Source organism: Methanofollis sp. (assembly GCF_028702905.1).
In the GTDB taxonomy this organism is placed as follows: Archaea; Halobacteriota; Methanomicrobia; order Methanomicrobiales; family Methanofollaceae; genus Methanofollis.
This window is the reverse complement of sequence record NZ_JAQVNX010000071.1, coordinates 1-11,440: the sequence shown is the minus strand read 5'-3', so window position 1 is coordinate 11,440 and position 11,440 is coordinate 1. Positions and strand designations below refer to the sequence as shown.

8 protein-coding genes are annotated in these 11,440 nt (G+C 61.4%); 2 read left to right on the top strand and 6 right to left on the bottom strand.

From position 1 onward, the window contains the following. The 4 genes from PHP59_RS08915 to PHP59_RS08900 form a co-directional block, all read right to left on the bottom strand. Nucleotides 1-3,479, bottom strand: a 3,479-nt coding sequence (locus PHP59_RS08915; RefSeq protein ID WP_300166155.1) for a hypothetical protein, incomplete at its 3' end; no start/stop codon positions are given. Nucleotides 3,480-3,707: 228 nt separating this feature from the next. After that, entirely contained in the window at nt 3,708-5,096 is a 1,389-nt protein-coding gene (gene glmM / locus PHP59_RS08910) for a phosphoglucosamine mutase (RefSeq protein ID WP_300166153.1), read from the bottom strand. A gap of 10 nt (nt 5,097-5,106) precedes the next feature. Beyond that, nucleotides 5,107-5,859 (bottom strand): molybdopterin-guanine dinucleotide biosynthesis protein B, encoded by a 753-nt coding sequence (gene mobB, locus PHP59_RS08905; protein ID WP_300166151.1) that lies wholly within the window; start codon nt 5,857-5,859, stop codon nt 5,107-5,109. Between the two features lies 1 nt (nt 5,860). Further along, the gene (locus PHP59_RS08900) at nt 5,861-6,391 is read right to left on the bottom strand and encodes a DUF5806 family protein (protein WP_067051992.1); all 531 of its coding nucleotides are present in this window, start codon (nt 6,389-6,391) and stop codon (nt 5,861-5,863) included. 2,048 nt (nt 6,392-8,439) lie between these two features. On the opposite strand from PHP59_RS08900, the gene xerA reads away from it, so the two are divergent. Further along, complete coding sequence (gene xerA, locus PHP59_RS08895) at nt 8,440-9,369, top strand: site-specific tyrosine recombinase/integron integrase (protein ID WP_300166149.1); 930 nt, start codon at nt 8,440-8,442, stop codon at nt 9,367-9,369. Nucleotides 9,370-9,623: 254 nt separating this feature from the next. Then, on the top strand, nt 9,624-10,133 hold the full coding sequence (locus PHP59_RS08890) for a type 1 glutamine amidotransferase domain-containing protein (RefSeq protein ID WP_300166147.1): 510 nt from the start codon (nt 9,624-9,626) through the stop codon (nt 10,131-10,133). 3 nt (nt 10,134-10,136) lie between these two features. Here PHP59_RS08890 and PHP59_RS08885 read toward each other — a convergent pair whose 3' ends face one another. Both PHP59_RS08885 and PHP59_RS08880 read right to left on the bottom strand, forming a co-directional pair. Then, nucleotides 10,137-10,535, bottom strand: a complete 399-nt coding sequence (locus tag PHP59_RS08885; RefSeq protein ID WP_300166145.1) for an NUDIX hydrolase — start codon at nt 10,533-10,535, stop codon at nt 10,137-10,139. Between the two features lie 31 nt (nt 10,536-10,566). Further along, a partial coding sequence (locus PHP59_RS08880; protein ID WP_300166143.1) for a hypothetical protein occupies nt 10,567-11,440 on the bottom strand: 874 nt, incomplete at its 5' end.

Here is an 11,440-nt window from a genome sequence, read left to right as displayed (position 1 = left end):
TCGTCCCGCAGGTCGTCCTGCCTGATGTTGGTGGCGGCGTTGACCGCCATGCCGACGACGTCCCGGCTCTTCTTCTTCTCGCCGACCTCGTGGAGGGAGAGGGCGATGTCGCAGAGGACGTGCACCCGCCTGGAGAGCGGCCTGATGATGCTCGCCTCGTCGATGCCGATGAGAAGGGTGTGGTCGGCAAGGCGGTCCCTGCCGGCGTCGCGGAAGAGGAGGTAGAGTTCGAAGCAGTAGCGCGCCCTCTGGGCCCGGTCCGAGACGCCTTCGATGAGGTATTCGAGGGACGAGGTGTCCGGGCGTGAGGTGGCGGCACCGATGACCTCCTGTGCGGCGTCAATGAGCCGGGAGTATGCCTGGTCGGCGATCGGGGTCTCGGGACTGACCCCGATCTGCGCAAAGACGCGGTTCCTGATAATCTCGTCCTCGATACTCTGGATCGCGTCGATTGCCCTGGTCCTGAGACTTTCGTCATTCCGGGCCGCGGCGAGCATCAGGAACATCTGGCTCACGCCCTTCTTCACCATCGCGGCGACGACCGGGATCTGGATCTCTGCGGTGATCCTGTCGGCCTCGGCGAGGAGCATCTCGGCGTCGCGTTCCTGCCCGTATTTCTCGGCGATGGGGGCGACGGAGATGAGCATGGAGGCGCGGTCATACGGGAAGGGAATGGCTGCAATGCCGTCATAGATCTTCTCAAGGACCTCTGCCGTCCTCCCTCCCTGGGAGACCATGCCGAAGGCGGCGACAAGGGAGTTCACATAGTCGACCGGGTCGTCGATGGTCATGATCAGATCGTTGACGCCGGCAATGTTCTCCTCCCGCGGCTCGGTGGCATGAAGACTGACAAGGGCGAAGACAAGGTGTTTTCTGACGACGCCGCCCATCTCCGGGTCGACCGCGGGGATGAGAGAGAGGGCCTCGTCAAAGCAGGTGTAGGCGTCCTCCGTGTTTACCCGTGCCATCAGTCCCGCGAGGTCGGAGAGGATCAGGGCCTTTTCATGGGGGACCTCCATCTCCCTGACCCCGTCGCGGATGCCGTCCAGGATCGTCGTTGCCCTGTCGGTGTCGTTGATCCTGAGGTACCCCTCGGCGAGGGTGCACATCCCCGAGTATCGTGTGTACGGACTTGCGATCTGGAGGAGGAGGAGACGGGTGAGTTCCATCACCTCGGGCGACCCCCGCGCATATTCGAGACGGGTGAGCATGAATGCCATCATCTCATAGGGGTCGGTGGAGGCGAGGTCGTCGAGGTAGTCCTCGAAATCGACGATGACCCGTGCGATCATCGCGTCCCGCTCGGCGTTGCTGCTGATCTCCAGGACGAACATCGCGAGGGGGATGGCATGGTACGGGTTCCGCGCACTGGTGACGTATTCCTCGATGGTGTCGATGCTCCGTGCGATCCTGATGGAGTACCGCCTCTCGACCACCGTCTCCTTGAGGATCTCGATCGCCCGCCTGAAGACCGAGATCCGGTTCTCCAGGAGGTCGACGTTCTCGGCGGTGAGGGGTTCGGTCATCATCAGGCACCCGGCCCTGATGAACCCCTCGGTGATCAGTTCATGGAGTTGCTGGCGTAAGGACGGGTCTTCGATCTCCCGTGCGATCTGGTAGGCGTTCTCCAGGGCATGGGGTGCAACCTTGTCGATGCCGTACTTGACCATGCCGCGGACGATGTTGCCGGCGGTGTAGAGGCCGTACTCCTTTTCGAGCAGGGGATCGGTCCAGCCGCGCATCCTTTTCAGGAGCGTGAGATCGCCCTGATAGACGGCGAGGTCGGCGGCGCGGTCGATGATGCTGCAGAGCGCCTCCGACCGCATCTTCTGCTCCCTGATCTCGCAGGTGAGGCCGACGGCACGCTGGAGGTAGTCCCGGTTCCTGTGGGATACGCCGTAGTCTGCGATATTGGCGACGATCCGTGAGACGGAGGTCCCGCTTGTCTCCGGGTTGCTGATGTTTCTCGCGATCTCGACCAGGTACGAGGGGTCGAGGGACTCGATGAACTGCCTTTCGATGAGGAGGTCGATGGCCGTCTGCAGTTGTTCGTCGCGCCGCCTGTGGAGGCCGCAGAGGGCCACGAGGGACGGGATGTGCCTGACAATATCGTTGAAGGGGGTGTTTTTGCAGATGTCGGTGACGCTCCGCTGGATCAGGCTCTCCTTCGTCTCGGTGTCCATCCGTGCGAAGACGCGTGTCTTGACGTCGTCGACCCTGTCCCGCAGGACGCCTGTGCTTACCAGGAGCACGGTGGTGTCCCAGAACTGGTTCCCCATCTGGGTGATCTCGGTGAAGGAGGTGATCCTCCCGAAGATGTCGATGGCGTGGGTGAATGCCCCGCGTTCGAGCATCGTGTGGACAAGGGAGAGGTAGATGGCGAAGGCCTTCGGGCCTGAGATCGCCTCCTCGACGATGGGGACGATCTGGAGGATGAACCTGGCCTCGCCGGTCCTTTCGACGACGGCGATGCTGGCCCTGACGACCTCCCTGATCTGGACCTCGTCGGACGGTTCGAGGCGCGTGTTGAACGTGAGCCCTGCCTCAAGGTAGTAGGGGTCGCCGGTCTTCTCCGCCGCTTTCAGGAGTTCGGTGATGATGCCCTGGAGGGTGAAGGGATAGGCCCGTACCTGTGCTTCGAGAGTGACGACGACGGCACCTTTGTCGTGGTTCCGTGCGATCATCTCCTCTGCCATGGCTGCGGAGATCTCCGCGATCTCTGTCTCCGGGAGGTCGTCCAGCCTCTTGAGGACCTCCATGACGTCTGAGATCTGTGAACTGAGGGGGGATTTCCAGGTCTGGCCGACGATGTAGGCGATGCAGTTTGTCCGCCTGATCTTCTGTTTGATGTCGGCGGCCGACCTGAGCGCCCTGACGATGAGCTCGAAGTCGCGCGTGGAGACGCCGATCCGCCCGATCGCCTTTGCGACTTCGCTCTGGAGGAGGGAACGCTTGGAGATGTCCCCGATCCCTTCGATGAGGAAGGCGGCCTCGGTGAGGAGGGTGGTGTCCCTGATGGTGACGCTCCAGACAATATGCAGGGGGACGATGTCCATCAGGATGGCTGAGCGGTACTTCCTGAAACTGATCTGGTGATAGACCTCCATGCCCACCCTGATCAGGTCGGCATCGGCGCGGTCGACTCCGGCCTCGATGAGGTTCTTGGTCACCTCGGCAAGGATGATGGACTGTGAACTCTTCCTGTCAAGCGAGTTCGAGAGGTCGTAGACGGCCTGGAGCCATGCCCGGTCCCGGGTGTCGATATAGATCCGGGTCGCGTGCAGGATGTGTTCGAAGATATCGTTTTTCGGGAGCGATAACGGGATTTTCGTCAGTTCCGGGTGATTTTCACGGAAGGCTGTATCGAGGATAGTGGCATGAATCTCTTCGAGTAACTCCTTTTTCTCCTTTCTCTTCGGGATATCAGAGATGTCGCTCAGTAAGGCCTCGATCTCTCCCTGGTCTCCCCGCGCGACCACCTGATGTATTCTTTTTAAAATATCTATCTCAGTTGCAGGCACGGCTCATCCTGACTGAATATATTCGGATGATAGTAGATAAACATTCCCTATGGTGACTTTTGAGATTCGTAACGCAAAAGAAAATCAAAGATTATTTCATCTATCGTCCAGGTACGACCCGGGGATTTCTCTATCTCCCGGTTAATCGGAGTGCAATAAAAAAATAGATTGCGATTTTTATATTTTTCAAATTATTCTCGTATGTGTGAGATCCGGTGCGGCCGCCCTGATGACAGTCATGATTTCCCTGAAGAAGCCTTCCCCGTTCTCTCTGATCTCCGCTTCAACGACGACCCGCATCATAGGTTCCGTCCCCGAGGGGCGGACCAGTGCCCAGCTGCCCGGCCTGTTGATCCTGATCCCGTCCCGGCAGTCGATCTTCTCTCCGGCATAGCGTTCTTTCAGGGCGGCGATCACGGTGTCGGCCTCCTGTGTCTTCACCTTCTCTTTGATGATATGGTAGGTCGGCAGGGCGTCAAGGAGTGCTGAGAGGGACTTTCCTTCGGTCTGGAGGAGGCCGGCCATCATGGCGGCCGTCATGCCGCCGTCGCGGCAGAACTGGTGGTCAGGGTAGATGAGCCCGCCGTTCCCTTCGCCGCCGAAGGCGACCTCTTTCCCTTCGCCGAGGAGTTCGCGCATTCGCCTTGCCACATAGATGCTCCCGACCGGGGTGTACTCGACCGTGCACCCGTGCATGGCGGCGATCTTCTCGGCGATGAGGGAGGTGGAGACCGGGGTCACGACACGGCCCTTCGTCTTCCTGCAGACATAACTGCCGACAAGGGCGAACTCCCTGTTCTCCTCCACGTACCTCCCCTGGTTGTCGACGAAGACGGCGCGGTCGGCGTCACCGTCATGGGCGACGCCGAAGGCAGCGCCGGTTTCGACGACCAGTTCTGCCAGGGGTGCGAGTCCTTCGGGGCTGGGTTCGGGGAGTCTGCCCGGGAAGCGGCCGTCTTTCTGGGCGTTGATGGTGTGGACGGTGCAGCCGAGGCGGGAGAGGATCGCCGGCGTCGTGTCTGCCGCGGGCCCTGAACCCGGGTCGACGACGACGGTCATGCCGGCGCCGATGCCGGGCGGGAAGTGGGAGACGATCGCGTCGATGTACTCCTCCTTGAGGTCGGGTGCGTCCTTCTTGCTGCCGACCTCCTCCCAGGAGACCTCGTCGAAGGCGCCGGAGAAGAGGATCTCCTCCAGCTTCAGGGTCTCCTCGTCGCCCATCTCGGTGCCGTCTGGTTCGATGACCTTGACGCCGTTGTACTCCGGGGGGTTGTGGGAGGCGGTGATCATCGCCCCGCCGTCGAAGTGCTCCATGATAAGGTACTGGAGGGCCGGGGTCGGGAGGACGCCGCAGTCGACGACCTCGCACCCTGTCGCCATCAGGCCGGCAGAGACGGCGGCGGCGAGGGCCTCGCCCGAGGTCCTGGTGTCCCGCCCGACGGCGATCCGTCCTTTTCTCATCGTGCCGAGGGCCTTGCCTATCCGCATCACGAGGTCGGGTGTCATGTCCTTGCCGATGACGCCCCTGACACCATTTGTCCCGAAGATCTGTTTTTGTACTCTCTCTGTGCTCATATTCATCCCTTCATTTTCTGTCATGACAATCGCGTTTGAGGCGGTCGATCGCCTGCGCCATCGCGGCGAAGGCTTCCTGCCTGTGTTCGGCGAGGATGGCGAAGTAGGTGATGTCCTCGCCGGCGTACAGCCGCCCTTTCCTGTGATAGAACCTGGCGCCGATGACGCCCGGCGTCTGTTCGGCTTCCTTCCTGAGGTCTTCGACGAGGGTGTCGATGCCGGCCGGGAAATCGAGGTACTCTGTACGTTCGTCGCCGGTCAGTTCCCTGACGATGCCGTTGAAGGTGAGGACAGCACCTGCCCTCTCCATCGGGTACGCGCGCCGCAGTTCCCTGACGGTGCCCTGCATGGTCTGGAAGTCCTCGAACGCGTCGAGGTGTTCGATGATATCGTCGATGGTCGGGTTTCTCAGGACGATGTTGTCAGATTCCAGGTCCCCGATCACGATTCTCGGGAAGGGAATGGTCTTGAAGCCCTCGACGATGCAGTACTCTATGCCGGCGTCGCAGAGGTCGGTGAGCGTGGCGGTGAGGTCGGGGCTCTGGCTGGCGGTCACGGCCCTGACGTCGTCGATGCCGACCGCGCGGTCGGCGCCTGCCCCGGCATATTTTGTCGTGTCCTTTCCCTCTTCGAGGGCGTACCTGTCGTGGCCGAGGTGCTTGACGGCGGCGACGCTCCCTCTCTCTTTGAGGGCCCTGATCAGTCCCTCGATAAATGTCGTCTTGCCGGAGTTCGACCTTCCGACAAACTGGATGATCTTCATCTTACTCCTCCTCGCTCTCTGCCCGTCTGGTCCGTTCCTTAAGAAGGTCGGACGATGCACGGGATATGTTTTTCATGACTTCGGCGACTCTGTCCTCGACATCGATCTCGTCGTCGATCTCCAGGGCCGTGCCCTCGATCTCCATGAGGAAGCGGGCCACCTCGCTTGCCTCGAAGAGGATGTCGTCGAGTTCTTCGGGTGTGAAAAACCCGCACATCGCACCGTAGAAGAAGGTGGCCCCGGCCATCTTCACCTTTCTCTTGAAGGCGTTGCGGGCCTGGTTCACCGCCTGCGGGGTGTAGGGTTCGGTCATGAAGGGGACGAGTTCCGGCAGGTGCGCACCGACGAAGGTCATCTCCGCGCCGCTTGTGGTCTGGAAGTCGGCACAGAGACGGGCGATCGCCCACTCCCGCGCGGTGATGTAGGTGTGTTTGCGCAGGAACTGGTTGACCCGGCGGTAGGTAGAGCCCTCGACCTTCTTGAACTTCCGGTATTTGTTGATCTCGTCGGTGCGGTCTGCGGGATCGCTCATTTAACTACGGGATTGGTTTTCCCGGGTATCAAGATTACCGGTCTGTCCCTCGCCGCCGGGCCTCAGGGGTCGATTCTTACATATAGCATCATACGGTTTATGGGTGGGCGGTGTGGGGCGCGTGTACGGTGCCGGGTCGGGGGCGGGGGCCGGAAGAATGGGTTGGAGATCCTGAATGGGGGCGGTTGCCCCCTGCATCTATTCGGGGTGGGGAACGAACGTCGGTGAGTTCGAGAACGTGGGGGATCAAAGATTTCCCGAGAAGAAAAATACGTGCACAGAAAATGCGAAGATGGCAATTGCTCTCATCAAGATCACTTTTCTGTTTTCCCGGGTCCCTTATCCCGGGCGGAGGACGACCGGGTGAGTCGGGGGGACAGAAAATCAGAGATCTTCCTGTGCGTGCACATCTTTGATGTGCCACGGATCCCCGGGTCTTCGCTGTGCGAGCGCCAGCGAGTTCGAGAAACCGAAAGTTTGGCTTTCCGGGGGGCAAAGCCCCCGGCCCGGCGGCAGGGGAAAGGGGAGAGGATCAGCACCTCGAAGGTCTGCGGGCCTTCTCATACTCGCTTCGCTCGCACCTCGAAGATCCAGATCCACGGAAGGCCGAAGATCTTCCCGTAAAGAAAATGTTCTGCATTTTCTGTGCACGGAAAATCATAGATTTTCCTTCACCGGGAATCTTCGATTCCCTGTGTTCTCGAACTCGCTATCGCTCGTTGCCCCCGACCTCGAAAATCGTAGGTTTTCTCAACGCCCTCGGTCGTCCCCGCTCGGGATTGGACCTCAAAAGGGGGCAAACCTACATTTTGAAGGGGGGACTGCCCTCCGCCCCCTGTCCTAATGTGGGGGGCGAGCACCACGCGAGCATGAGAAAGCCGGGGGCTTCAAGGACCGTGGCGTCAGTCCCCTGCCCATATGTGGGGGCGGCAGTGGGCCCGGACACTCCTCCGGGGACTACCATGAAGGCCTCCCGGTTCATAGCACCTCAAAAATGTGTCTGAACAGGAAAATCTTCGAGTTTCCGTCTTCTTGATTCCTCCTGTCGCATTCTATTCGGCCGGGGCCGGGGAAGACAGATCAGAGATCGTGACGGGGAAGGTTGCCGTCTCACTCTGATCCCTGTGTCGGGGCCTGGTGGCGTACGGCCGAAAGGATTCGCGTCTTTCTCTATTCGGGCGCTTCCGTCTCACCGTGAGCGTGCGCGACATTTCCGTCTGATGACGGCCTCCGGGGGGAGGCTTCACTCTCTCAAAAGGTATCTGTTCTCTCTCTGTGCGGGGCTTGGCCCCGGGGCGGGTGGCGGGAATGGATCTCTCCTCCACGTACATGACGATTTTGCGGCGCTTTCCTGTGTGTTGGTGCCGTCCGGTGCCGGCGTTCGTCCGTCTGATCCGTGCGGCCTTCACTTTCTCCCCGCACGGCCCCCCTTTATCTTGCGGCCCCCTGATGTTCATGCAAGGGGTTCCAATCCGCCTTTTGGTATCCCGGCATCCTCAAACCTTGTGAATGTGGTGGAGCACAATCTGATCACGCATTTCTCGTCCCGCCTGACGGGAATGTGGGGGGGAACCGCCCCTCACTCTCTCCATCTCTGTGGGTCTCTCTCCTGGCCGGGCTTTCTCTCCGTGGTCCCGACACTTTCTCCGCGACCCGTCGCCCCGACCTTTGACGATCTACCGGGGGCATGGCTTCACTTCTTTATGGTTCTCCCGCTTTCTCCCGTCATGATGCCCTTGCAATCCGGGCGTTTTCCTCCGTTTTTCCCGGCGGCCTGGCGGCCTCTCTGTCGGGGGGAGGTATCATCCATCCTGTTTGCCCTGAAAATTTCCCTGTCTGCATTTTCGTGGGCCGCCTCATTTTCCGGGTCATGCGGCTATTTTTTCGCGCACGGTGTCGGTCTGTCCCCCCGGTCGCCATGGTGCCGGGCGCTCCGGTAGTCGACGGGTCATGGGGTCTGTGGGGTGGCGTCTCTCCCTGATCCCGTGTTTCACATAATGGTGATTATGCGAAAAAGTTATTATATTCGAGATATGAAAGAATAATCAATGGCAGACGGAGATTTTTCCGAGCGGATCGACGCCTTCATGGACTACCTCAGAATGCGAAATTACTCGAAAAATACGCTTGACGGGTACGCCCGGGTCCTGAAAAAATTCTCCCACTATGTCTGGCTCAGGCGGCGGGGCGACTGTGGCGACGCGGATGCTCTCAGAACCGCATGGCTTTCTTCTGAGGCGCCGCACCTCGACACCGGGGTGGAAGTGTCCCGGGCCATGGTCACCGACTTCCTTTCTTTCCTGACGTCTGTGCAGGCGTATAAGCCGACGTCCATCCGCCAGTTCGTCTCAGCGCTCTCCTCATTCTATCTGTACCTCTTCACGCAGGAGGCAGTGACCGTCAATCCCATGCCGGGAATGGCCCGGCCCCGCATAAAAGAGCAGGAGATGAAATACCTGAAGCACAACCAGGTGATGCGCCTGCTGAAGTCCATCGAAAAACCGCGCGACCGCCTGATCATCCGTCTGATCTACGCGACCGGCGTCCGTGTCTCCGAACTCTGCGCCATCGATGTCGGCGACATCGACTTCGACGAGGGCACGATCAGGATCCTTGGAAAAGGAGGAAAAATCCGGACCGTTTTTGTCGACGAGGGTACTCTCGCGGAGGTGGAGGATTATATCGGGAATAAAATTGTGGGGCCGCTCTTTGTGGGCCAGAACGGCCACCATATCACGCCCCGCACCGTCCAGTATATCTTCGAAGAGTGCGCTCCTCCCGGCATCACGCCGCACAAGATCCGGCACTCCTATGCCTCTGAACTCTACCGGCGCTCGAAGAACCTCCGCGTCGTCCAGGAGAACCTCGGCCATGCCTCCATCAAGACGACCGAGATCTATCTGCATACCGACCTCGACGAGAGGCAGGCCGTGTATCGGCAGTACTTCCCGCTCTCGCATGACGGGGGGCGGGATTAATTTCTGTGTGTCCTCCCTGTACTCTCTGACGATCCGTACGCGGGCTCTGTGTCCGTCTGCATCCCTCTTTTTTTGAATACGTGTTCTAAATTCCCGGGACCGGTGGGGGCGTGCGGCTTCCGGCACAGTGCCATAAACCATATGTTGCTATATGTGTGCGGGCCATCGCGGGAAGCCGATGCCGGGAGATATATGTGCCCCCTCCCCATATCCCCCGCTGCTCCGGTCAAGGAGGACTGGAGAGGAGGATCACCATGAGCCGTATTGCCGTCCTGATCACGGACATGTTCGAAGACTCTGAGTACACAAAGCCTGTGCAGGCGTTCGAAGAGGCCGGCCATGAGGTCGTTCGACTCGGGCTGAAGGCCGGGGCCACCGTCGCCGGCAAGAGAGAAGGGACACAGGTGCAGGTCGACGGGGCCGTCAGGAACGCGACGCCCGACGACTTCGACGCCCTCCTCATCCCCGGCGGATTCTCCCCCGACATCCTGAGGGGCGACGCCCATGCCGTGGAGTTCGTGCGGTCTTTCGTGGAGAGCGGAAAGCCGGTCTTTGCCATCTGCCACGGCCCGCAACTCCTGATCTCGGCGCAGGTGCTCGAAGGCAGGCGGGTCACCGGCTGGAGGTCGATCGTGCAGGACCTGCGGAATGCCGGTGCCGACTATGTCGACGCCGAGGTCGTCGTGGACGGAAACCTCGTCACCAGCAGGCAACCGGCCGACATCCCGGCATTCGTCAGGGAGTCGCTGAAAAAAGTGAAATGATGGTCAGAAGACCTGCCTGACCGCATCTGTCAGCCAGGGGACCGTCCGGAACATTTCGATCTCGTCGCGGCCCGCCCAGGTCGATGACGTGTGTCCGGGTGCGAGGCGGATCTCCTTTCGTTGCGGGTGCGCCACCCAGATCTGGTGGACCTCTGTCTTTCCCTCCCAGACCGACTCGCAGGACCCGCTGCACCCGCAGAGATCGAGGGTCAGCCCGGTCTCCTCGAAGACCGTGCGCTCAAGGCACGCGGGAAGAGATTCCCCCGGCCTCACCCAGCCTCCGGGGAGTTCCCAGAGGCCGGAATATTTTTTCAACTCCTCTGCACGCCTGAGAAGGAGGACCCTCCCCTCCTCGTCGGTGATGATCGCCCGCACAAAGGTCGGCAACTCGCCTTCCGTCATGATGCCCTCCCTGGCGTGATATCCACCGGGATCAATAAATACCTGCGGGCGGTCGCCCCCAGAGGTCCCGGCGCCGCGCCTCGAAGGGGGTGGGGCTGACGCCCATGAATGCGGCGGCCGATATCCCGCCGGCGTCTTCGACCCACCGGAGGCCCCCCTCCCCCCTGAGGGGGTGGTGGTCGATGACGAGTGTGTCGGTCGCCGCGGCGATGCGGGCGGCATGGGCGCGGGCGAGGTCGACCTCCTCCCAGGTGATCTCGGGGAGGTACAGGGCCGGGCCAGAGGTGTAGACCACGGACGGCCGCCACCGGAGGACTGTCCCGACCGCTTCGGGGGAGAGGAGCTGGGTGTCGGAGGCATGGACGAAACAGGCGTCCCCCTCCCTGACCGCGACGATCATCACCGCCCCGATCCCCCCGCCATGGGGGAAGGGGCCGGCGCAGGCGACGACGCCGTCGTCCTTCCCCTCGGCTGAGGGGAGGGGCCGGCGGAGGGCCTGCCCGAGGGCCCGGCGCCGCGCCCGCGCCTGTCCCGAATGGCCCTCCTCGCCCGGCACCCAGACCCGGCACCCCCGCGGCGGTACGAATGCCGAGAGGGAGACCTGGTACGGGTCGGCGTCTGCAAGGGGCATGTGGTCGCCGTGGAAGTGGGTGACGACGACGTCGGTCGCCCGCGGCAGCCACCCGAGCACCGCCTCCCTCACCCTGTCGGCCGCCTCCACCTCCCCTGGGTGGGGCGGGAAGCCCGACCTTTTCGGGGCGAGGGCGACGCCGGGGTCGATGAGCACCGTCCGGTCGGCGGTCCGGATGACCGTCGCCATCGACCGTGCGCCGAGCGACTCAGCCCCGAGGATCGCGATCTGCACGGCACCGCTTCTGTCCGCGGGGGAGAAGATACCTCTGTCC

Bases quoted from the DNA above. Each gene is read 5' to 3' on its own strand.
- glmM (WP_300166153.1), bottom strand. From the start codon at position 5,096: ATGAGCACAGAGAGAGTACAAAAACAGATCTTCGGGACAAATGGTGTC.
- mobB (WP_300166151.1), bottom strand. From the start codon at position 5,859: ATGAAGATCATCCAGTTTGTCGGAAGGTCGAACTCCGGCAAGACGACA.
- PHP59_RS08900 (WP_067051992.1), bottom strand. From the start codon at position 6,391: ATGAGCGATCCCGCAGACCGCACCGACGAGATCAACAAATACCGGAAG.
- xerA (WP_300166149.1), top strand. From the start codon at position 8,440: ATGGCAGACGGAGATTTTTCCGAGCGGATCGACGCCTTCATGGACTAC.
- PHP59_RS08890 (WP_300166147.1), top strand. From the start codon at position 9,624: ATGAGCCGTATTGCCGTCCTGATCACGGACATGTTCGAAGACTCTGAG.
- PHP59_RS08885 (WP_300166145.1), bottom strand. From the start codon at position 10,535: ATGACGGAAGGCGAGTTGCCGACCTTTGTGCGGGCGATCATCACCGAC.